Genomic DNA, 21,440 nt, shown 5'->3' on the forward strand with positions numbered 1-21,440 from the left:
CGTGCGCACCTTCAATAACGAATGCGCGGATCAAGAACGGTGTACGAAAGATCGATCACCAGATTGATTCCGACATAGACCAATGAGAAAAGCAGGATCATGGCTTGGATGACGGGATAATCCCGCGCCAGGACGGCATCCACGACCAATCGCCCCAGGCCTGGAATGTTGAACACGGATTCCGTCACCACCACGCCGCCGATGAGCATCGCAATACTCACCCCGATGATCGTCACGATGGGAACGGCAGCATTGCCCAGCGCATGACGCAGCAACACGCCGCTTTCGCGCAGCCCCTTGGCGCGCGCCGTGCGGATGAAGTCTTCCTGCATGACTTCAATCACACTGCTGCGCACAATGCGTGCGATCAGGGCGACATACACCGTGCTCAAGGCCAGGGTCGGCAGGATCAAGCGCTGCGCGAACTGCCACACCCCTTCGGACATCGGCTGATAGCCCTGCACGGGGAACCAGCCCAGCTGCATTGAAAAGATCAGGATCAACACGTAGCCAATGATGAACACCGGCACGGAAAATCCGACGACGGAGCCTGCCATGATGGCGCGATCCACCAATTTCCCCTGCCGCCAAGCCGCCACGATGCCCAGGGGAATCGCAACCAGCACCGTGAAGACGATAGTCGACAGCGACAGCGCGATGGACGGCCCGATGCGGTCGGCGATCAGACTGGACACCGGCGCATCGGAAATCAACGAGGTGCCCAGATCTCCCTGTGCCAGTCGGCCCACCCAAATCGAAAACTGATCCGGGATGGACTTATCCAGCCCCATGTTCTTGCGTATTTCGTCTATCTGAGCCGAGGTAGCCCCGTCGCCGGCAATGATTGCGGCGGGGTCCCCGGGCGTCAGACGCAACATGGCAAAAACAATGATGGCGACCACCACCAATACCGGAATGACGGAGAACAGGCGCTTCAAAAGAAATCCAGGCATGGCCGACTCACTTACCGGTTTTTTGAAGGTCCCAGAACACGGGAACCGGAGCCACCACCACACCTGTTATTTGCTTGCCCGTGGCAGACAGGTTTGAAAACTGCCCCAGGGGCACGATGACGCCTTCATCGATCACCAGTTCCTGGATCTCGTCGGCCAGGCGCTTGAGCACGGCCGGGTCATTCGTGCGCGCAAACTGTGCGCGGCGCTTTTCGATCTCCGGCACGTCCGGCCAGCCGAACCAGGCGTCCTTGCCGTTCGCCGCCACGCCCATGAAGGCAAGCGGGTCCCGAATATCCGGAATCACCGTATAGGTGCCGAAGATATTCCACCCCCCCTTGGCGGCCGGTTCGTGAGAAGCGCGACGATTGAGCACCGTCTGCCAGTCCATGGACTGCAGATCCACCTTGAAGCCGGCCTTGCGCAGCGATTGCGCCACCACCTGCAGGATGGGGGCCGAGCCCGGATTATCCGAGGGCATCAATATCACGACCGGCGTGCCGTCGTACTTGGCCTCTTTCAGTAGCGCCGCGGCCTTTACCGGGTCGCCCTTCACCAGTTTTTCGGCGCCGATATTGCTTTCATAGGGGCCGCCGCAGCCAAATACGGCGGCGCAGGTCTGGAAGTACTTGGGATTGCCAATCTGCGCCTGCAGCACCTCTTTCTGGTCGACCGCCAATACCGCGGCTTGTCGAATCAGCTTGTTGTCGAACGGCGGTTGCTCGAAATTGAAGCGGATCTCGGATTGCCCGCCTTGCGAGGTCAAGACGTGCACGTTGATGTCTTTATTGCCCTCCAGCATCGGCAACAGGTCGAAAGGCGCTTTTTCGAGGAAATCAATTTCCTTGTTGATCAGCGCATTCACCGCCGTCATCTGATCCGGCATGGTCACCCATTTGACCTTGTCCACCTTGACGACCTTGCCCCCCGCCAGGCCGCTTGCAGGCTCCTTGCGCGGTACATAGTCCGTGTTCTTCACGTACACCACCTGCACGCCCGGCTTGTATTCCTCGGTCACAAAGCGGAACGGACCCGAACCGATGGTCTCCTTGATCGCTTGCGACGGCGGCGTATTGGCGACGCGCTCGGGCATCATGAAGGCGGGGATGGCGCTGGGCTTGGCCAAGGCGCGCACGGCCAGATCCGTGGCCTCGGAAAAGCGCATGACAAAAGTCCTGTCATCGACCGCTTCCATGCCGGACATCATCGACGCCATCATCTGGCCCATCTTGTCCTGCGACGCCCAACGCTTGATCGACGCGATGCAGTCGGCCGACGTCACCGGCTTGCCGTCATGCCACTTCAGCCCTTCCCGCAAGATGAAGGTATAGGTCTTGCCATCATCGGAGGCTTTCCAGGACTCCAGCATCTGAGGCTGGATCTTGTTGTCTCCATCCAGGGAGAACAGGGTGTCGTACACCATGTAGCCATGGTTCCGGACGATATAGCCGGTGGTGATCACCGGGTCCAATGAACGTAGAGCGGCATGCATCACGGCCGTCACGGTCTGCGCCTGAACGGGCGCCAATGCGGCCGTGCCGAATACCGCGCTGGCGGTCAGCGCCAGGCGTACCGCCTGCAATGCCATCGATTGCTTTTGTGCCATGTTTTTTTCCCCTTGGTCTAAAAGAATGAAAGCTGCTTAGAAGTAAGTGCGAATGGCTCCTACCACGTCGTAACGCTCGTCCACCATCAGAATGGCCTCCCACTTGTCGAACGTCAGGCACGGGTGCGAAATGCCGAAACACACCATGTCGCCCACGCGCAAAGGCGAATCGACGGGCACGCTCATGTGGCAGTGCTGATCATCCAGGCCAGTCGCGACGTGACCGGGCGACAAGGGGGAAGGCGCCGCGCCAGCTGCGGGAACAGTGTCCGTGCCCGGCCTGAACCACCCCATCACGGGGGGCATATGGTCGGGCGAAATATCGCGCTTTCCCAGATTGACGATGACCTTTCCCGACTCCGGCCGGGACTGCACATAGCCCCAGACTTCCAGCGCCGGCCGCAAGCCATGCCCCAGGCTGGCAACATCCGGACTGCGATCCTTCAATCGAGCGAAGGCCTCTTTGTAGAGATGCGAATCGTGCGTCAGGTAGCAACCGCTGCGGGTCAACACCATGTGCTCGCGCGACAAACGCAGCGGGGAAAAGTGCCGTGTCACCAGGTCGTAGAAAGACGAGCCGCCGGCACTCAGCAGAATCGGGCCGTCGGCAAACACCTGCTGGGCTTCACACGCCTGCACGGTCGCGATCATGCGGGCAAGGAAGGCGGCGATCTGCGTTTCCACATCCTGCTCGGGCAAGGGCTTGATCAAACCCTCGAATCCTTCCACCCCACGCAGGGCCAGGTAAGGAGACGCTTGCTTCAAGGCGGCAATCACCGCTTGCACGCACGCATCATCTCGGCACCCGGTACGGCCGCCGGCATATCCCACTTCAAGCAGCACCTGCAACGGCCTGCCGATATTGGCCTCGCGGGCGGCCTGCGCCAGGGCTTCGACATGCGCCGCGTCGTCCACCAGGCAATAGAAATCGAAGCTCGGATCGTCACGCAGTGCCTGCAGGATGTACGCGACAGACTGCTTGCCGACCAGCTGGTTCGCCAACACAATCCGCTGCGCGCCAAACTGGCGGGCGACCTGAACCTGATGGCAGGTCGCCAACGTGATGCCCCAGGCACCATCGCGGCGTTGCAGATCAAACAGCTGGGGGCTCATCGTGGTCTTGCCGTGGGGCGCGAAAATCGAGCCGCGCTCTTCCAGGAACCGGCGCATCCAGTCGCTGTTGTGATGCAGGGCGTCTTGCCTGATCACCGCCAGCGGTAGCGGCAAATCCTCGCGCAATACGTTCCATCCCTGCTTGGCGATGTCCTCGATGGGCACCGCCCCGATCAGGCCCGGCATTCCTTTCACGCAGGCATCAAGGGGGGCATGGGCGCGAGTGGCCACTTTCTTGGTCAAGGCCGGACCCACGCCCTTGCGCTCGACAATCAAGCCGTAGTGCTGCGGCTCGCGATGGCGCGCGAAATCAAAGAATGTCTCGCGATACACCTTGCTCATGTCCAGATCGCAGCGCGCGGTCACGAGTTCGTCTTCAAGCGTCGTCGCCATCGCCACGATTTCGCCGGAGGGCGCGATGATGGCGCTCTGCCCGATCATCAGGGCCCCCTCTTCGCGGCCGCACTTGGCCGTGCCCACGACCCACGTGCTGTTCTGATACGCCCCTGCCTGCATGGCCAGGTGGTTGTGGAAATTGGACAAGCCATCCACCGCACCGTCGCCGGTGTGGTCATTGGGCGTGTTGTAGCCCAGCACGACTAGCTCCGCGCCTTGCAGGGCCATCACCCGATAGGTTTCGGGCCAGCGCCGGTCATTGCACAAGCACATGCCCACCACGCCGCCAAAGGCGTCCCATACGGGAAAACCCAGATTTCCCGGTTCAAAATAACGCTTCTCCAGATGCTGGGAGTCGCGGCCGGGTTGCGGCTCCACATGCCCAGGCAAATGGATCTTGCGGTACTTGCCAATGATTTCCCCGTCCGCACCGACCAGAATGGACGTGTTGTAGTGGTGCGTCTTGCCGTCTTCGACGGCCAGCTCCGCATACCCGATGTAGAAGCCAACGCCTAAGGCGCGCGCCTCATCGAACAACGGTTGCGTCTGCGCATTCGGCATTTCCGCCTCGTACCACGCGTCCAGCTCGGGGCCGCGTTCAATCAGCCAGCGCGGAAAGAAGGTGGTCAGCGCCAGCTCGGGAAAAACCACGAGTTCGCAGCCGCGGGCACTGGCTTGCCGAAGCAACGCGATCAGCCGCTTGACCACCGCTTCCCTGCCCTCTCCCTTGGCAATCGGGCCAAGCTGCGCCGCGCCGATCGTGATGTGCCGTGCCATCGTTGTCTCCGTGAAGGCGACCTGCATGTGGTCGCTGATGGCTGCATAGTCACCTTGATCAGAAGGCGATACAAACGACTTATACTGGCCCAGCCCATTAGCGGCACTAATCTCAGGCCAGACAATCGCCGGGATCAGGCAACGCACAATTTGCTGCACCGCGATGACGTTTTTTTCGCACCGTTTCGTGCCAATCCTGCACCACGCCGGGGAGCGGCCACCCAACTAACGAAGCAGATGATGAAGACGCGTTTCTCACCCTCTCTATTGACTTGGTTGCGCTGCTTCGAGGCCGTTGCGCGCTGCGGCAGCTTTACCCGTGCGGCGCAGGAACTTCACATCACCCAGGGCGCCGTCAGCCAGCAAATCAAGCAGCTTGAAGGTTGGCTTGAAGTGCCCGTGCTCCAGCGGTTACCGCGGGAAGTCCTGCTTACCGCGGAAGGCGAACGATTGCATCGCGTGGTCAGCGATGCCTTTCGCTGCATGGATACGGTGATCGGAGAAATCCGCCAGGAACGCATGACCGCGCCCCTGGAAATGATTTGCGCGCCCTCGTTCGCCATGCGTTGGCTGATGCCCCGCATGGGAGACTTTTTTCGATGTCATCCTGATATACCCCTACGCGTGCAGGCCGAAGTGCAGCCCCTGGACGACAAGCACCTTCCTGGCAAACACATCGACGCCATGATTTGCTTCACGCCCGCGCAGACGGCGCCCGCCAAGGGCGTGGCAATGCTTGATGAATGGATCTTCCCCGTCGCCAGTCCGGAATTCCTGGCAGCGCACCCCGAAATCCTGACCCCTCAAGACCTGCGGCCGAACTTCCTGCTGCATGACGACTCGGCATGGGCGGGGGCACCCGCCCTGATCGAATGGCGCACGTGGCTGGAACATGCCGGCGTGGAGTTGCCGGACTTGCACCTGGGCCAACGCTTTAACTTGTCGCAATTGGCGGTGGGCTCGGCCATGACCGGGCAAGGCATCGCGATGGGACGCGCCGCCATCGTTTTCGAAGACGTGCTGGCAGGCCGTCTGATCGATGTGTTCGGCATCTTCGCGCCGTCACCCGCTTCCTACTTCTTCGCTACCGCACACCAACCGTCCGAACAGATCGCCGCGCTGCAGGGGTGGATGCTTGCCGAAGCCGATGAATTCCGCCATCAACGCGATCAACATTTCGCGCAGCATGCCGCGGTTACCCGCCAGACCCCGTCCATGCAATTGCAGATACTGAACAACCGCAGTTGAGGTGGTGCGCCGCAGGAAATGCGGTGCGAGTATGGCCAAGCCGTTGATTTATCTAGGAAACGTGGCGCGGCAGGAGGGGCTCGAACCCCCGACCCCGGGCTTAGAAGGCCCGTGCTCTATCCAGCTGAGCTACTGCCGCGCAGTCTTTTGGCGCCCCGGAAGAGATCCGGGCGCCGCATTTTACCTTGTTGCGGAAAAAGGTGGGCGGGACCGATGCCGCCCTACTCTTCTTCGATATCCGCGTGCGTGGACACCCAGAGCACGATCGCGTCGTCCTTGCTCAGGCTGATCACCCGGTGCCCCATGCGGCTGTCTATGTAGAAGCTTTCGCCGGCTTTCAGGCGCGCGGGTTCGTAGAACTCGGTGTACAGCTGCACCTCGCCTTCCAGCACGTAGACGAATTCCTCGCCGCGGTGGCGGCTCCAGTCCTGGAATTCGTCGAACGAGCGCGCCTTGACTCGCGTGTGGAACGGCATCATGCGCTTGTGCGACAACGCGGTGCACAGCAGACGGTGGTCGTAGTACGGCGTTTCGTACTGGCGCCCTTCGCCCTGGCGGCTGAGACTGCGGCGGCCGGTGCCCATGTGCGCGTCGGACGCCGTGAAGAGTTCGGCCACGTCCAGGTCCAGGCCGGCAGCAATCTTGATCAGGTTGTCATAGGTGGGCGACAGCAGGCTGTTCTCGATTTTGGACAGCGTGGACGCGGCGACGCCGGTGGCCGCCGCTGCCTGCTTCAATGTCCAAGCGCGCGCCTGGCGCAGGGCTCGCAGCCGTTGTGCCAATGCGCTCTGTTTGTTGCCTTGCATCCTGTGTACCTTGTCATGCCCGCGTTGTGCGCTCCCGCCACCAGTCGCGCGCCTGGTAAGACCAATAGGTCAGTTGAACCGCTGCCGTGCCCAGGCTGCCCCCGTTCCATGCCAGTCCGAAGGGTTCGAACAGCTTGTAGCGCTGGGTGTCGCCCGTGATCCCCTCGGCCACGACGCGCCCGCCGATCGACGTGGTGTTCATGCCGTGGCCGCCGAACGCCGTGCAATACCACACGTCCGGCGCCAACAGGCCGATCTGCGGCATCAGGTGCCGGGCGTAGGCCATGCGCCCCGACCATGCGGTCTCGACGCGCAGCCCCTGCAATTGGGGGTAGACGGACAGCAATTCGCGGCGCAGGGACTCGGCCAGATCGGGCGGGTCGTCGACACGGGTGGTGATTCTACTGCCCCAGCCGATGCGCCCGCCATCCAGCACTCTGTAATAGTTGCCGGCGCGCCGGTCGTCGCCGATGGCCGCGGTGCTGCGGATGGCTTCCCGTACCCGATCGCCCAGGGGTTCGGTCAACATGATGTAGGTAGCGATGGGCAGCATCGCCCGGCGCAGGGCCGGCACGACGTCACCGGTGTAGCCACCGGTGGCCAGCACGACGGTGCGGGCGTCGACCTGCCCGCGCTCGGTCTGCAGGTGTTTGACCGCGCCGTTCAGGGCGGCGCCGATGACCGGGGAATCTTCATGGATGCGCACGCCCAGCCGGGCGCATTCGCGGGCCAGCGCGCGCGCGTAGTTCAACGGATGGAAATGGAACGAGGCGGGGTCTTCGACCCCCTGGTGGTAGACGTCCGACACCAGGCGCTCGCGCACCTGGCTGCGCGTCAGGAAGCGCACGTCGCGGCCGAAGTCGCGGCGCTGGGCATCGCACCACTGGTTCAGCGCATCGGTCGCTTCATAGCGCACCACACGCAGGCGCCCGTCGACCTTGTGCGCGTCGGCGATGGCCAGGCTGCGGATATTGTCGCGGATGATCTCCACGCCTTCCACGGACAGCCGGTACAGCTGCCGATAGTGGTCTTCGCTGACGTGCTTTTTGATGGCGTCGGCGCCGGCGGAGAACGCCGGCGAGACCGATCCGCCGTTGCGGCCCGACGCGCCCCACGCGACGCGCTTGCCTTCCAGCAAGGTGACGTTGCGCCCGCGGCGGGCCAGTTCCAGCGCGGTGGACAGCCCGGCCAGGCCGGCGCCGACCACGCAGACGTCCGTGTTGCAGGCACCCGCCAGCGGCGGATAGCAGGTCGCGCTGTCTGACAGCGTGCGCTTGTAATAGGTGTCGATGTACTCGGAGGCCATGCCGGTGGTGTCCGTGTCAGTGCAGGCTTGCGCCCTGCAAACCACCCGTCAGGCGCTTTTCCAGCCAGTTGGCCAGGCGCAGCAACGGGTAGCAGTAGATGAAATAGATGGCGGCGATCATGCCGTAGATGAACAGCGATTTAGCCGGGAACGTGATGATGAACACCTCGCCTTGCCGGGTCAGTTCCGTGATGCCGACCACCGACAGGATGGCGGTGCTTTTGATCAGCATGACGTAGACGCCGCTCATGGGCTGCACGATCAGGCGCATGGCCTGCGGCAGGATGACCAGCCGCAGGATCTGCAGAGGACGCAGGCCCAGGGTCATGGCGCCTTCGGTCTGGCCCCGCGGCACGGACTGGATGGCGCCCATGACGATTTCCGCCACATAGCAGGACGTGTACACGGACAGCGACACGAAGGCCGCGGTACCGGAATCCCAATGCAGCAGTTCGATGCCGGAACTGGGCAGCACGAAGTAGAAGATATAGAGCTGCACGAGGAACGGCGTGCCGCGCAGGATATGGATGTACAGGCCCAGTAACTGGTGGATGCCGCGGATGCGGTAGCTGCGGATCACGCCGATCACGAAGCCCAACAGCGAGCCCGCGATGATGGCCACGAACGAGATCTTCAGCGTCTCCCAGAAGCCTTTCAGCAAGAAAGGCAGCACGACGCCGGCGGTGGAAAGATAGGAATCCAGCATGCTTACCTCGCGTTCCAGGCCGGACCCGCCAGCCAGAGGCTCACGCCTCGGGACAACAACAGCATGACGCCGTAGATCAGCAAATAGCCCGCGGCGATGGTCAGGAAGCTTTCGTTGGGCACGATGCGGTCGCTGTTCATCTGCACGCCGGCTGCCACCAGTTCGAACACGGTGATCAGCGACAGCAGCGAGGTGTCCTTGATCAGCACGGCGGTCTGGCCCAGCAAGGGCGGCAGCGTATTGACGAAGGCCTGCGGCAACACCACGTAGCGCAGCCGCTGCTGATAGTTCATGCCGCAGGCCTTGGCGCCTTCTATCTGGCCGCGCGGCACCGACTCGATGCCCACGCGGATGATTTCGCTCATGTAGGCGGCGTGGTGCAGGGTCATCGCCAGGATGCCCAGCACCATCTCGCTCCAGCCGTTGGCGCCCGGGATAAGCATGGGCACGGCGTAATAGACCAGGTAGATCTGCACCAGCAACGGGGTAGACCGGATGAATTGCACGTAGGCCGCCACGGGGCGCCAGATGGCCGCTTTGGACGACATGTGCAGAAGCGCCAGCGGCACACCGGCCAACACCGACAGCACAAGGCTTGCGCCCGCGGCGATCAGCGTGTTGGCCAGGCCGGTGGCGAATTGGCCCGTGTACTGGCTGACGATGCGCCAGTTGTAGTAATCGATCAGCCAGTCCATGGGCGGTCCGGTCTCCCCGTAGCGGTGCTAGAGCCTGTTGACACTAAGAAGCCTTGCGCAGGCCAAAGTGATTAATGGTCTTTCTTCCAGTCGGTGGAGTACCAGTACTTCACCTGCTCGGGCAGCGTGTTGTCCGCGGTCTTCAGCGTTTGCCAGTTGTCCAGCCAGAACTTCAGGCGGAAAGCGTTGGGGCCGACGGCAAAGGCCAGCGGTTCGCGCACCATCACGCCGTCCAGCACGCGCAGGTTGCCGAAGTCGACCAGGAACTGGTTGGCGGTGGACATGGACATGATGCCGGCGTCCAGGCGGCCGCTGGACAGGGCTTGGCCGACCGGGGCGCTGCCGCCCGAGAACTCTTTCATGGTGGCCTTGGGCAACATCTTCTTGCCCACTTCGGCGTAGGTGCTGGCACCCAGCACGCCGACGTTCACGCCCGCCTTGTCCAGTTCCTCGTACGACTTGTATGGGGAATCCTTGGGCACGACGGCCACGGTCTCGGCATAGAACATCGGCGCCGAGAACAGCACCTGGGCCGCGCGCTGCGGCGTGGGCGTCATGTCGGCCGCCACCATGTCGGCCTTGCCGGACAGCAGCGCGGGCAACAGGCCCTTCCATTCATAGTCTTGCAGAACCAGCTTCACGCCCAGGTCGTCGGCCATGCGCTTGGCGACTTCCACCGCCAGGCCCGTGCGATTGCCCGTCTTGTCCATGAAGCTCATCAGCGGCCCCGAGGTCTGCACCGCCACGCGCAGTTCGCCCCGCTTGATGATGTCGCCCAGTTCATCGGCTTGCGCCGGCAGCGCCACGGTGGCGGCCGCCAGGGCGACGCTGGCCACGCCCAGCCATTGTTTGATTTTCAGCATTTCAATATCCCCTAGAGGTGGATGAAACCTTGTCATTCCGGGCAAAGCATGTGGTGTTGCCGCAAGGCCGGCAGCGCCCGGATTTAGCCGGACCGGCTTGCTTGGACTACAAAATCTTTTCCAGGAAGGCGCGCGTGCGCGGCTCTTTCGGATGACAGAACACCTCGTCGGGCGTGCCCATTTCCACGATGCGGCCCGCATCCATGAAGAGCGCCCGGTCGCCGACGTCGCGCGCGAAGCCCATTTCGTGCGTCACGACGGCCATCGTCATGCCGTCGCGCGCCAGGCCGCGCATCAGTTCCAGGATGCCGCCCACGGTTTCAGGGTCGAGCGCGGACGTTGCTTCGTCGAACAGCATCAATTTGGGGTCCATGGCCAGCGCGCGGGCAATCGCCACGCGCTGCTGCTGGCCGCCGGACAATTGGCTGGGATAGCGCTCGCCGTAATCCCCCATGCCGACACGGCCCAGCAGGTCGCGGGCGTAGCGTTCGGCGTCGGCGCGGCTGCGCCCGCGGACCACGCGCTGGGGTAGCGCAACGTTGTCCAGCGCAGTACGGTGTTGGAACAGGTTGAAGTGCTGGAACACCATGCCGACCTCGGTGCGCCACCGATTGACGTCGGTGGCGGGGTCTGTCAGCGACACGCCGTCCACGCGGATGGTGCCGCTGTCGATGCTTTCCAGACCGTTCAGCGTGCGCAGCAAGGTGCTTTTGCCGGAGCCGGAAGGCCCGACCACCACCATGACTTCGCCCCGGTTCAGCTGGCAATCGACGCCGTCCAGCGCCCGATGCGGCGGCTGGCCGTCGCGCTGGAAGGTCTTGGTGACTGCTTGGACATCAAGTAAAGCGTCTGCCACTGATGCACCCCGAAAGAGGTTTTCCAAACCGGTCCCGGGGCGGCCTCCCGAGAGAAGCGGCGCCTAAGCCGGTTAAGAAAAAAAAGTTTCGCAATTCTCGCTGGAGTTTCGTATAGTAAATTTTTTTCCAGAATCGCCACTTAGGCATAACCCTTAAGCGAAGACATGGGCTTCGCTGGCAATCCAAGGAACCGGCATGGACACCCCCCAAGACATCCTGCGCGCGCTCGGCCTGAACGCGGCCGCGCTTACCGGCGGCACGCTGACCGCACGCAGCCCGATCGACGGCGCCGAACTGGCCCAAGTGCACGAACACACGGTGGCGCAAGCCCATTCGGCCATCACCCGTGCGCGTCAGGCCAGCCTGGCCTGGCGCGACGTGCCGGCGCCGCGCCGGGGGGAACTGATCCGCCTGCTAGGCGAAACGCTGCGCGAGAACAAGACCGCGCTGGGCCGACTGGTCAGCCTGGAAGCCGGCAAGATCGTGGCGGAAGGCGAAGGCGAAGTGCAGGAAATGATCGACATCTGCGACTTCGCCGTTGGCCTGTCGCGCCAGCTGTATGGCCTGACCATCGCGTCCGAGCGCCCCGGCCACCGCATGATGGAAACGTGGCACCCGCTGGGCGTCATCGGCGTCATCAGCGCCTTCAACTTCCCCGTGGCCGTGTGGTCCTGGAACGCCGCACTGGCCATCGTCTGCGGCAATGCCGTGGTGTGGAAGCCGTCGGAAAAGACCCCGCTGACCGCCCTGGCCTGCCAGGCGCTCTTCGCCCAGGCGATGCATCGTTTCGGCGACGCGCCCGCCGGCCTGTCCGAAGTGCTGATCGGCGGCCGTGAAGTCGGCGAAGCGCTGGTGGATTCGCACACGGTGGCGCTGGTCTCGGCCACGGGTTCGACCCGCATGGGCCGCCAGGTGGGCCCGCGCGTGGCGCAACGCTTCGGCCGCGTGCTGCTGGAACTGGGCGGCAACAACGCCATCATCGTCGGCCCCACCGCCGACCTGGACATGGCCGCGCGCGGCATCGTCTTCGGCGCCATCGGCACGGCCGGCCAACGCTGCACCACCACGCGCCGTCTGATCGTGCACGAAAGCGTCGCCGACGCACTGGTCCAACGCCTGCACAAGGCCTACGCCAGCGCCCCCATCGGCAACCCGCTGGACAGCGGCAACCTGGTCGGCCCGCTGATCGACCGCGTGTCGTTCGACGCCATGCAAGACGCCTTGAAGGCCGCGCGCGAGCAAGGCGGCAAGGTCACTGGCGGCGAACGCGTACTGGCCGACGAATACCCCAACGCCTGGTACGTGCGCCCGGCCATCGCCGAAATGCCCGGCCAGACCGACGTCGTCTGCCACGAGACCTTCGCGCCCATCCTGTACGTGATGCGCTACAAGGAATTCGCCGATGCGCTAGCGCTGCAGAACGGCGTGCCGCAAGGCCTGTCGTCGGCCATCTTCACCAATGACCTGCGCGAAGCCGAGACCTTCCTGTCGGCATCGGGTTCGGACTGCGGCATCGCCAACGTCAACATCGGCACCTCGGGCGCGGAAATCGGCGGCGCCTTCGGTGGCGAAAAAGAGACGGGCGGCGGCCGCGAATCGGGTTCCGACGCCTGGCGCAACTACATGCGCCGTGCGACCAACACCATCAACTATTCGCGCAACCTGCCGCTGGCGCAGGGCATCAAGTTCGGCGAATAAGCCCCGCAAGGCTTGAAATACAAGGCCCCGCGCATTGTCGACAATGCGCGGGGCCTTGTTGCATGCGCGGCGGATGGCGCCATGCCCGCGCCGCATGCCATAGCGGCACCTTCTGATTACCGCCCGTTTATTACACCCTCTACATCCGATAAGCCTGCCTTACAAACAGTTTCGGCGCGCGATGCTACATTGCCTCGTCACAAGAAAAACACATTGCGCCCATGTCCCCTCGACGTCTCACCGCCCCCTCATTCCCCCTGCGCACCCTGACGGCCATCGTCGCCCTGGGCGCCGCAGGCTCAGCCGCCGCCGGCGTGTCGTACCGCCTGGACCGCCCATCCGCCGCCCCTGGCGAGACCGTCACCATCGAAGCGGTGTACTTCAATGAAGGCAGCACGCGCGCCAACTGGGAAGCGCCGCCAGAGCTCGTGCTGCAATGGCGCAGCCAGGACGGCCAGATCGTGCGTAGCCTGGCCAAACTGGCCGGCGACCGCGCCAGCTATAGCGTGCCGGTCAACAATTTCGCGCGCATGGCGTGGACCGCCGTCGTGCCCAGCACCGCGCGCGGCCTGCAAGCTGTCTCCATCGAAGGCCAACCCTCCATGATGGCGCTGGACGCCACCGGCCGCGACAGCGGCACGCTGGCCAGCACGCCCGCGCAAGGCCCCGTGGTGGATGCCCGCAGCGGCCAACCCGTGCCGCCTGCCGCCGTCACCGCCGTCGGCGCCTCGCCCGAAGGCGGCCCCGCGCCCAGCGCCGCGGTGGTCCCCACCGTCGCGCAACAAACGGCGTTCGACCGGTTCCGCAGCTCGATCTCGGAATACAAGCCCGTCTACTTCGACATCGGCACCCGCGGCCAAACCACCGCCCGCTTCCAGATCAGCGCCAAGTACCGCCTCTTCAGCCCCAGCGGCGACCGCCCGGCGACGTGGGGCGAGAACTTCTACCTGGCCTACACCCAGACCTCGCTGTGGGACCTGCAGGGCGACTCCATGCCCTTCATCGACACCACCTTCAACCCCAGCGCCTTCTGGCTGTCGGACAACATCTGGCAGTCCGCCAACCAGAACTGGCGCTTCGGCATGAACACCGGCGTCGAACACAACTCCAACGGCAAGGACGGCGAAGACTCCCGTTCGGTCAACGACGGCTACATCGAGCCACGCTTCCACTACCGCTTCGACGGCGGCAGCACCCTGACCTTCGCCCCCAAGGTCAAAGCCTACTTCGCCGTCGCCGACGAAAACCGCGACTACGCCGACTACGCCGGCCGCGTCGACTGGCAGTTGCGCTGGGCGCAAGACAACGGCGCCGTCGTGTCGGCGATGTACCGCCAGGGCGACCAGAAACGCCGCACGACCCAGCTGGACTTCGCATGGCCGCTGCAGCGTACGTGGTTGAACATGAACGGGTATTTGCACCTGCAGTACTTCAACGGCTACGGCGAAACGCTGCTTGGATACAACCAGCGCAACGAATCGCAGTTCCGGATTGGGTTGTCGTTGGTGCCGTAAGGCAGGCGCGGGGTGATGGGTTACGCGCGATCCGCAATGGGTTGCGCGTGATGAACATCCCGCGCTCCACCCATCCTACGGGTTTCGTCATATCCACCAATGCGGCGACGCCCCATTCAGGGCGCCCAGTCCGATCACCCCTCCTCCAGACGCGTTCAGCATCCGTCCACCTTCCCCCCCAAATGCCCATCGCCCGCCGCCCGCGCGGCAGGCGATGGGCGGCCCTGCAAGATCTTCCGAACTTGCGCTGAGGCCCCAACAAGACGCCAAGCACCCCAACCTCCCCCGCTGACGTCAGGCATGAACTGTCAGAGCCCGGGGTGGCGGCGGCCTGGGGGGTGCGGGGAGTCGATAAGCCCGAGGGAATCCGAAGGCAGCCGCCGTAGGCGGCAACGAGGATGACGACGGGGCAGTCCGGAGCGAAGGCTCCGGACCGCAATCGTTGACCCGCGCCCCCCAGGCCGCCGCCACCCCGGGCGTCAACAGAACCAACACCCACAACCAGCCAGCAAACACACACCACGCAGCGAACGTAAGCGTAAACTCCCCCAAAAAAAGCACGCGAAAAAACTCGCAAGGGGCCGGGGCATCACCCCCGGGAAAGACAAACAGCCATGTTCGCCGACCTGAACCACCTCTCGCACCACGCCGCCTGGCGCCGGCAATTGGAACTGCTGCTGGAATCCGCCGGCGAAGGCATCTACGGCATCGACCTGCGCGGCCGCTGCATCTTCATCAACGGTCCCGGCGCCGCCATGCTCGGCTACACCCCCGATGAAGTCGTTGGCCGCAACATGCACTACCTGATCCATCACTCCCACGCCAACCGCGCCCTGATGCCCGTCCACGACTGCCGCATCTTCCGGGCGTTCCGCGAAGGCCGCGGCGAACGCGTCGATGACGAAGTGCTCTGGCGACGCGACGGGTCCTGCTTCGATGCGCAATACGCCTCCTACCCCATCCTCAACGACCAGGAAGTCGTCGGCGCCGTCGTCACCTTCTCCGACATCACCGACCGCAAGCGCATCGAACGCGAACTGGAACGCCGCGTCGGCGAACGCACCGCTGAGCTCAGCGACGCCCACGACTCGCTACGCCGCCTGTCGTCACACCTGTCCAGCCTGCGCGAAGAAGAGCGCGCCCACATCGCCCGCAACATCCACGACGACTTGGGCGCGTCATTCACCGCCCTGCAGCTGGACCTGAACTGGCTGCGCCGCCAACTGGGCGCCACGCCCGCGCTGCAGACCCACGTCGATCGCATGCTGGAAGTCACCCAGACCGCGATGGGCGCCACCCGCCGCATCCTCAGCGACCTGCGCCCCGTCGTCCTGGACCACCTGGGCCTGTGGGCCGCGCTGGAAACGCTGCTGCAGGATCTGCAGGCCCGCACGGGCCTGCAATGCCGCTACCTGTGCCCGCCCGACACTGAACGCCGGCGCCTGGACCGCAACGCCGAAATCGCCGTCTACCGCATCGTCCAGGAACTGCTGACCAACGTGCAGCGTCATGCCCGCGCCCGCAGCGTCAGCGTCAGCGCCGCCTGGAGCGAAGACGGCCTGCTGCTGACCGTGGAAGACGACGGCATCGGCATGCAGCTGCCCGAAACGCCTCGCACCTTCGGCATCCTCGGCATGCGTGAACGCGCCCGCGGCATCGGCGGCGACCTCGCGCTGGACAGCGCGCCTGGCGCCGGCATGCGCGCCCGCCTGCGCCTTAACCCCCCCTGACACGCAATATGGCCCTGAACCTGCTTATCGTCGATGACCACCTGATCATCCGCCGCGGCCTGGCCCGCATCCTGGAAGAGGATCCGCGCGTCGCCCTCGTGCACGAAGCCGCCGACGCGCCGTCCGCCCTGCGCGCCCTGCGCCAGGCCCGCTACGACGCCATGGTGCTGGACGTGGCGCTGGGTGAACGCGACGGCCTGGACGTGCTGAAGACCGTGCGCGCCGACTACCCCGCGCTGGGCGTCGTGATGCTGTCCGTCTACCCCGAGACGCAGTTCGCCGTGCGCGCGCTGCGTACCGGCGCCCACGCCTATCTGAACAAAGGCTGCGACCCCGACGAACTGCTGGCCGCCCTGGTCAACGCCGCCGCCGGCAAGATGTACGTCACCCCCGCCGTGGCCGAACTGCTGGCCCAGACCGTCCGCCAGGACAGCTCACGCCTGCCGCACGAGCTGCTGTCCAACCGCGAATTCCAGGTATTGCAACTGCTGGTGGCTGGCCGTTCGGTATCGGCCATCGGCGAACAGCTGGCGCTGTCGGTCAACACCATTTCCACCTACCGCAGCCGCATCTTCGAAAAACTCGGCGTGCGCACGCTGGTGGAGCTGGTGGCCTACGCCAACACGCACCAGCTGGGTGCGCCGTAGCCGCCCGCGCACCAGCACGGCGCACGGCCCGCACCGCGTAGTAAAGGCACTACACGCATATCGTCGAACCCGGGATACCGGCCCTGCGCGGCCGGCCCCATGATGGCTCCAACCCAGTCTGGCCGGAGCCATCCCATGTCCCTATTCAGCAATCCGTTCGACGCCGACACCCGCCTTGCCTGCGGTTGCGGCCGCCACGCCTCGCAGGCTGAACACGAAGCCGCCCGGCAATCCGCCACGGATACCGCCGTCGAACAGGCGGTGATGCGCGCCCTTTTCCCGCAGGATGCGCTGCGCCGCCGCTTCCTGCGCGCGGTGGGCAGCAGCACGGCAATGGCGGCCATCGCGTCGATCTTCCCGCTGGCTGCCGCCCGCGAGGCCTTCGCGCAATCCGCCGGCCCGCTGGAAAAGCAGAAGCTGAAAGTCGGTTTCATTCCCATCACCTGCGCCACGCCCATCATCATGGCGCACCCCATGGGCTTCTACGCCAAGCAGGGGCTGGATGTGGAAGTGGTGAAGACGGCCGGCTGGGCGCTGATCCGCGACAAGGCCATGTCGGGCGAATACGACGCCGCGCACATGCTGTCGCCGATGCCGCTGGCGATCTCGATGGGCGTGGGCGCCAGCCGCGCCGTGCCGTGGACGATGCCTGCGGTCGAGAACATCAACGGCCAGGCCATCACCTTGTCGATGAAGCACAAGGACCGGCGCGATCCGAAGGACTGGAAAGGCTTCAAGTTCGCCGTGCCGTTCGACTATTCCATGCACAACTACCTGTTGCGCTACTACCTGGCCGAACACGGACTGGACCCCGACACCGACGTGCAGATCCGTTCCGTGCCGCCGCCCGAAATGGTGGCCAACCTGCGCGCCAACAACATCGACGGCTTCCTGGCGCCCGACCCCGTCAACCAGCGCGCGGTCTATGACGGCGTGGGCTTCATCCACACGCTGTCCAAGGCGATCTGGGACGGCCATCCCTGCTGCGCCTTCTCGGCCAGCAGGGAATTCGTGACGACGATGCCCAATACCTACCAGGCATTGCTGAAGGCCATCATCGAAGCCACCGCCTACGCCCGCAACCCGGCGCACCGCAAGGAAATCGCCACCGCCATCGCGGCGCCCAACTACCTGAACCAGCCGGTGACCGTGGTGGAGCAGGTGTTGACCGGCACTTACGCTGACGGGCTGGGCAAGGTGCTGACCGATCCCAACCGCATCGACTTCGATCCCATGCCCTGGCAGTCTTTCGCCGTGTGGATCCTCACGCAGATGAAGCGCTGGGGCCAGATCAAGGGCGACGTGGACTACCAGAAGGTGGCCAGCGAGGTCTTCCTGGCAACCGACGCCGTGCGCCTGATGCGCGAAGCCGGCCTGACCCCGCCCGCCGAAACGGCCAAGACCTTCAGCGTCATGGGCAAGCCCTTCGACCCCGCCCAACCCGAGGCCTATCTGGCCGGCTTCAAGATCCGGAGGACCTGATGCGGTCCGTGCAACACTGGCGGGCGACGTTCCTTTCCGTCGCCCTGTTCCTGGCTTTTCTGCTGCTGTGGCACGTTGCCACACGCCCCGACACGGGGGGCGCGACGGTGGACCCGGCCTACGCCGCGCTGGTCGGCAATGCCGCGGCCAGCGGGTCGAAGACACCCTTCCCCGGCCCCGCCGACGTCGGCGCGCAACTGTGGCAGCACCTGAAAGATCCGTTCTACGACCGCGGCCCCAACGACAAGGGCATCGGCGTACAACTGGCCTATTCGGTGGCGCGCGTGTTGACGGGCTTTGGCCTGGCGGCGCTCGCGGCCATCCCGCTGGGATTCCTGATCGGCATGTCCAAGACCGTCTACCGCGCCTTCGACCCGTTCATCCAGGTGCTCAAGCCGATCTCGCCGCTGGCGTGGATGCCGCTGGCGCTCTACACCATCAAGGACGCCGACACGTCCGCCATCTTCGTCATCTTCATCTGCTCGCTGTGGCCCATGCTGGTGAACACCGCCTTCGGCGTGGGCGCCGTGCGGCAGGACTGGCTGAACGTGGCGCGCACGCTGGAGGTGTCGCGCCTGCGCACCGCCCTGCAGGTGATCCTGCCCGCCGCCGCGCCCACCATCATGACCGGCATGCGCATTTCGGTGGGCATCGCCTGGCTGGTCATCGTGGCCGCCGAAATGCTGATCGGCGGCACCGGCATCGGCTACTTCGTCTGGAACGAATGGAACAACCTGTCTATCGCGAACATCATCTGCGCCATCTTCTTCATCGGCCTGATCGGCATGCTGCTGGATACCCTGCTGGCGCGCGCCGCGCGGCTGGTCAGCTATCGGGAATGACGCCATGAGCCAAGCTTTCCTGCAAGTACAAGGACTGGGAAAACGCTACCCGGGACGCAACGGGCAGCCCCAGCCGCCCGTCTTCGAGAACATCGATTTCACGATCGAACAGGGCCAGTTCGTCTGCGTGATCGGCCATTCCGGCTGCGGCAAGACGACCATCCTGAATGTGCTGGCCGGTATCGACGACACCAACGAGGGCATCGTCATCATGGACGGCCGCCAGATCGCCGGGCCCTCGCTGGAACGCGGCGTGGTGTTCCAGGCGCACGCGCTGCTGCCGTGGCTGACCGCGCTGCAAAACGTGGAATTCGGCGTGCGGTCGCGCTGGCCGGCCTACGACCGCGAACAGGTGCGCGAACACAGCCTGCGCTATCTGGACATGGTGGGCCTGGCGCAAGCCGCTGGCAAGAAGCCCTGCGAGCTGTCGGGCGGCATGAAGCAGCGCGTGGGCATTGCCCGCGCCTTTGCGATCCAGCCTAAGATGCTGCTGCTGGATGAGCCCTTCGGCGCGCTGGACGCGCTGACCCGCGGCACCATCCAGGATGAGCTGCGCGGCATTGTCCAGGAAACCCGCCAGACCGTATTCATGATCACGCACGACGTGGACGAAGCGATCCTGCTGTCGGACCGCATCCTGCTGATGAGCGCGGGCCCCTATGCCCGCATCGCCGAATCCGTCAGCGTGGACCTGCCGCGCGACCGGACCCGGGCCAGCCTGCACCACGAGCCCCGCTACTACGAAATCCGCAACCATCTCGTCGACTTCCTAGTCGACAAGGCATCCCACAAGGAGTGAATCCCATCATGATGTCCCGCGCTGAAGTCACCGAACTGATCGTCACCCGCAAGCTGGAAAAGAAGCTGACGTGGACCGCCATCGCCGAAGCCGTCGGCCAGAGCAAGGAATGGACCACGGCCGCGCTGCTGGGCCAGATGACGCTGACCGAGGAACAGGCCCTGGCCGCCGCGCGCGTGCTGGACCTGCCCGCCGATGCCGTGGTGCAACTGCAAGTGGTGCCCTACAAGGGGTCCCTGCCGACGTCGGTGCCGACGGATCCGCTGATCTACCGCTTCTATGAACTGATCAGCGTCTACGGCACCACGTTCAAGGCGCTGATCAATGAAGAGTTCGGCGACGGCATCATGAGCGCCATCGACTTCAAGATGGACCTGTCGCGCGAGGCCGACCCCAAGGGCGACCGCGTGCAGATCGTGATGAGCGGCAAGTTCCTGCCGTACAAGACGTACTGATGGCAGAGGCCCCTTCCGGGGCCGGGCCCTAGTCTTCCACCGCCAGCTCTTCCCAGGCCAGTTCGCGCGTGCGCTCCAGCGTTGCCGTCACCTGGGCGGCGGCCTCGCGCGCCGCTTCGGGCAGGTCCTGCCCGGTCAGCAACCTGGCCGTCAGGCTGGCCATGAACACGTCGCCCGTGCCATGCACGGACGGCGGGATGGCGATCTCGGGGTGGGTCACCACGCTGACCTTGTCCCGCGTCACCACCGCCAGCTGCAAGGTGCCGGGGGCGGCTGCCATCGGGGCAGCGCTGGTCACGACGATCCATTCAGGCCCTTGCGCGATCAATTCACGAGCGGCCTCCACCACGTCATCGACCGACGCCAGGGGGCGGCCCACCAGCAGTTCCAGTTCGAAGTGGTTCGGCGTCATGCCGTCGGCCAGCGGCACCAGCAAATCGCGGTATTGCGCGACCAGGCCGGCGTCCACATACAGGCCGTCGTTGCGGTCGCCCATCACAGGGTCGATATGCACGCGCAGGTCCGGGCGCGCCGCGCGCACCGTCGGCAGCCAGCGCGCCAGCAAATCGGCTTGCCCCGGCTGGCCCAGGTAGCCGCAGACGACGGCGCGCGCCACCTTGGTCACGCTGCGCTCGTCCAGCCCCTTCAACAGGCCTTCGAACCAATCCAGCGGCACCGCGCCCCCATGCAGCGTGGGGTAATGCGGCGTGTTGCTCAAGATGACGGTGGGCACCGCGATGGCCCGCAGGCCCGCGCGGCGGAAAATCGGCATGGCGGCGTTGTTGCCGACGTAGCCATAGACGACTTGGGACTGGATGGAAACGATGTCCACCTGCGCGGTGTAGGCGGGCAACGCTGCGCCCGGCGCGGGGGCAGCGGAGATTGCGGTCATACGGCGGGCTCCTGACGGGAACGGGTTGCCAGCCGGCGCAACGCCGGCTGTGCCT

At 64.7% G+C, this 21,440-nt stretch carries 19 protein-coding genes and 1 tRNA gene; 9 read left to right on the plus strand and 11 right to left on the minus strand.

Going from position 1 to position 21,440, the window contains the following annotated elements; translation table 11 throughout:
• Positions 1-11: 11 nt before the first annotated feature.
• Genes AC3WMU_RS27960 through AC3WMU_RS27970 form a run of 3 tightly spaced genes read right to left on the minus strand, consistent with a single transcriptional unit; the run spans position 12 to position 5,070 of the window.
• Positions 12-953 carry an ABC transporter permease gene (locus AC3WMU_RS27960; RefSeq protein ID WP_280027024.1) on the minus strand — a complete coding sequence of 314 codons (942 nt, stop codon included), beginning with the start codon at positions 951-953 and terminating at the stop codon, positions 12-14.
• A 7-nt stretch (positions 954-960) separates the two neighbouring features.
• Positions 961-2,559 carry an ABC transporter substrate-binding protein gene (locus AC3WMU_RS27965; RefSeq protein WP_006221993.1) on the minus strand — a complete coding sequence of 533 codons (1,599 nt, stop codon included), beginning with the start codon at positions 2,557-2,559 and terminating at the stop codon, positions 961-963.
• Positions 2,560-2,595: 36 nt separating this feature from the next.
• Positions 2,596-5,070 carry a nitrilase-related carbon-nitrogen hydrolase gene (locus AC3WMU_RS27970; protein WP_492283284.1) on the minus strand — a complete coding sequence of 825 codons (2,475 nt, stop codon included), beginning with the start codon at positions 5,068-5,070 and terminating at the stop codon, positions 2,596-2,598.
• 12 nt (positions 5,071-5,082) lie between these two features.
• On the opposite strand from AC3WMU_RS27970, the gene AC3WMU_RS27975 reads away from it, so the two are divergent.
• Entirely contained in the window at positions 5,083-6,093 is a 1,011-nt protein-coding gene (locus AC3WMU_RS27975) for a LysR family transcriptional regulator (protein ID WP_492283285.1), read from the plus strand.
• A 62-nt stretch (positions 6,094-6,155) separates the two neighbouring features.
• Here AC3WMU_RS27975 and AC3WMU_RS27980 read toward each other — a convergent pair.
• From AC3WMU_RS27980 to AC3WMU_RS28010, 7 genes are all read right to left on the minus strand, one after another.
• Positions 6,156-6,232, minus strand: a tRNA-Arg gene (locus AC3WMU_RS27980).
• Between the two features lie 82 nt (positions 6,233-6,314).
• Entirely contained in the window at positions 6,315-6,899 is a 585-nt protein-coding gene (locus AC3WMU_RS27985; RefSeq protein WP_006221996.1) for a helix-turn-helix domain-containing protein, read from the minus strand.
• Positions 6,900-6,912: 13 nt separating this feature from the next.
• Entirely contained in the window at positions 6,913-8,205 is a 1,293-nt protein-coding gene (locus tag AC3WMU_RS27990; protein ID WP_492283286.1) for an NAD(P)/FAD-dependent oxidoreductase, read from the minus strand.
• Between the two features lie 16 nt (positions 8,206-8,221).
• On the minus strand, positions 8,222-8,911 hold the full coding sequence (locus AC3WMU_RS27995) for an amino acid ABC transporter permease (RefSeq protein ID WP_006221998.1): 690 nt from the start codon (positions 8,909-8,911) through the stop codon (positions 8,222-8,224).
• Between the two features lie 2 nt (positions 8,912-8,913).
• A complete protein-coding gene (locus tag AC3WMU_RS28000) occupies positions 8,914-9,606 on the minus strand; it encodes an amino acid ABC transporter permease (RefSeq protein WP_492283287.1) in 693 nt (230 codons plus the stop codon).
• Between the two features lie 71 nt (positions 9,607-9,677).
• Positions 9,678-10,469: an ABC transporter substrate-binding protein gene (locus tag AC3WMU_RS28005; RefSeq protein WP_006222000.1), complete on the minus strand. Its 792-nt coding sequence runs from the start codon at positions 10,467-10,469 to the stop codon at positions 9,678-9,680.
• Between the two features lie 106 nt (positions 10,470-10,575).
• Positions 10,576-11,325 (minus strand): amino acid ABC transporter ATP-binding protein, encoded by a 750-nt coding sequence (locus AC3WMU_RS28010; protein ID WP_006222001.1) that lies wholly within the window; start codon positions 11,323-11,325, stop codon positions 10,576-10,578.
• A 196-nt stretch (positions 11,326-11,521) separates the two neighbouring features.
• Here AC3WMU_RS28010 and amaB point away from each other — a divergent pair, with 196 nt between their 5' ends.
• From amaB to cynS, 8 genes are all read left to right on the plus strand, one after another.
• On the plus strand, positions 11,522-13,024 hold the full coding sequence (gene amaB, locus AC3WMU_RS28015; RefSeq protein WP_492283288.1) for an L-piperidine-6-carboxylate dehydrogenase: 1,503 nt from the start codon (positions 11,522-11,524) through the stop codon (positions 13,022-13,024).
• Positions 13,025-13,245: 221 nt separating this feature from the next.
• Positions 13,246-14,538, plus strand: a complete 1,293-nt coding sequence (locus tag AC3WMU_RS28020; protein WP_492283289.1) for a phospholipase A — start codon at positions 13,246-13,248, stop codon at positions 14,536-14,538.
• Between the two features lie 614 nt (positions 14,539-15,152).
• Positions 15,153-16,268: a sensor histidine kinase gene (locus AC3WMU_RS28025; protein WP_280029420.1), complete on the plus strand. Its 1,116-nt coding sequence runs from the start codon at positions 15,153-15,155 to the stop codon at positions 16,266-16,268.
• A gap of 8 nt (positions 16,269-16,276) precedes the next feature.
• Complete coding sequence (locus tag AC3WMU_RS28030; RefSeq protein WP_006222005.1) at positions 16,277-16,915, plus strand: response regulator; 639 nt, start codon at positions 16,277-16,279, stop codon at positions 16,913-16,915.
• 135 nt (positions 16,916-17,050) lie between these two features.
• On the plus strand, positions 17,051-18,397 hold the full coding sequence (locus AC3WMU_RS28035; RefSeq protein WP_492283290.1) for a CmpA/NrtA family ABC transporter substrate-binding protein: 1,347 nt from the start codon (positions 17,051-17,053) through the stop codon (positions 18,395-18,397).
• Positions 18,397-19,239 (plus strand): nitrate ABC transporter permease, encoded by an 843-nt coding sequence (gene ntrB, locus AC3WMU_RS28040; RefSeq protein ID WP_006222007.1) that lies wholly within the window; start codon positions 18,397-18,399, stop codon positions 19,237-19,239. Before AC3WMU_RS28035 ends, ntrB begins: the two co-directional genes overlap by 1 nt.
• 4 nt (positions 19,240-19,243) lie before the next feature.
• Entirely contained in the window at positions 19,244-20,038 is a 795-nt protein-coding gene (locus AC3WMU_RS28045; RefSeq protein WP_424624344.1) for an ABC transporter ATP-binding protein, read from the plus strand.
• An 11-nt stretch (positions 20,039-20,049) separates the two neighbouring features.
• Positions 20,050-20,493 carry a cyanase gene (cynS, locus tag AC3WMU_RS28050; RefSeq protein WP_006222009.1) on the plus strand — a complete coding sequence of 148 codons (444 nt, stop codon included), beginning with the start codon at positions 20,050-20,052 and terminating at the stop codon, positions 20,491-20,493.
• A gap of 28 nt (positions 20,494-20,521) precedes the next feature.
• Here the strand turns inward: cynS and pdxK are convergent, their stop codons facing one another.
• On the minus strand, positions 20,522-21,385 hold the full coding sequence (gene pdxK, locus AC3WMU_RS28055) for a pyridoxine/pyridoxal/pyridoxamine kinase (protein ID WP_492283291.1): 864 nt from the start codon (positions 21,383-21,385) through the stop codon (positions 20,522-20,524).
• Between the last annotated feature and the right edge of the window lie 55 nt (positions 21,386-21,440).

It is taken from the genome of Achromobacter sp. FW305-C-13 (genome assembly GCF_058783475.1).

What these genes read in the sequence shown, in the direction of transcription:
- AC3WMU_RS27960 (WP_280027024.1), bottom strand. Translation starts at nt 953, where the DNA reads ATGCCTGGATTTCTTTTGAAGCGCCTGTTCTCCGTCATTCCGGTATTG.
- AC3WMU_RS27965 (WP_006221993.1), bottom strand. Translation starts at nt 2,559, where the DNA reads ATGGCACAAAAGCAATCGATGGCATTGCAGGCGGTACGCCTGGCGCTG.
- AC3WMU_RS27975 (WP_492283285.1), top strand. Translation starts at nt 5,083, where the DNA reads ATGATGAAGACGCGTTTCTCACCCTCTCTATTGACTTGGTTGCGCTGC.
- AC3WMU_RS27985 (WP_006221996.1), bottom strand. Translation starts at nt 6,899, where the DNA reads ATGCAAGGCAACAAACAGAGCGCATTGGCACAACGGCTGCGAGCCCTG.
- AC3WMU_RS27990 (WP_492283286.1), bottom strand. Translation starts at nt 8,205, where the DNA reads ATGGCCTCCGAGTACATCGACACCTATTACAAGCGCACGCTGTCAGAC.
- AC3WMU_RS27995 (WP_006221998.1), bottom strand. Translation starts at nt 8,911, where the DNA reads ATGCTGGATTCCTATCTTTCCACCGCCGGCGTCGTGCTGCCTTTCTTG.
- AC3WMU_RS28000 (WP_492283287.1), bottom strand. Translation starts at nt 9,606, where the DNA reads ATGGACTGGCTGATCGATTACTACAACTGGCGCATCGTCAGCCAGTAC.
- AC3WMU_RS28005 (WP_006222000.1), bottom strand. Translation starts at nt 10,469, where the DNA reads ATGCTGAAAATCAAACAATGGCTGGGCGTGGCCAGCGTCGCCCTGGCG.
- amaB (WP_492283288.1), top strand. Translation starts at nt 11,522, where the DNA reads ATGGACACCCCCCAAGACATCCTGCGCGCGCTCGGCCTGAACGCGGCC.
- AC3WMU_RS28020 (WP_492283289.1), top strand. Translation starts at nt 13,246, where the DNA reads ATGTCCCCTCGACGTCTCACCGCCCCCTCATTCCCCCTGCGCACCCTG.
- AC3WMU_RS28025 (WP_280029420.1), top strand. Translation starts at nt 15,153, where the DNA reads ATGTTCGCCGACCTGAACCACCTCTCGCACCACGCCGCCTGGCGCCGG.
- AC3WMU_RS28030 (WP_006222005.1), top strand. Translation starts at nt 16,277, where the DNA reads ATGGCCCTGAACCTGCTTATCGTCGATGACCACCTGATCATCCGCCGC.
- AC3WMU_RS28035 (WP_492283290.1), top strand. Translation starts at nt 17,051, where the DNA reads ATGTCCCTATTCAGCAATCCGTTCGACGCCGACACCCGCCTTGCCTGC.
- ntrB (WP_006222007.1), top strand. Translation starts at nt 18,397, where the DNA reads ATGCGGTCCGTGCAACACTGGCGGGCGACGTTCCTTTCCGTCGCCCTG.
- AC3WMU_RS28045 (WP_424624344.1), top strand. Translation starts at nt 19,244, where the DNA reads ATGAGCCAAGCTTTCCTGCAAGTACAAGGACTGGGAAAACGCTACCCG.
- cynS (WP_006222009.1), top strand. Translation starts at nt 20,050, where the DNA reads ATGTCCCGCGCTGAAGTCACCGAACTGATCGTCACCCGCAAGCTGGAA.
- pdxK (WP_492283291.1), bottom strand. Translation starts at nt 21,385, where the DNA reads ATGACCGCAATCTCCGCTGCCCCCGCGCCGGGCGCAGCGTTGCCCGCC.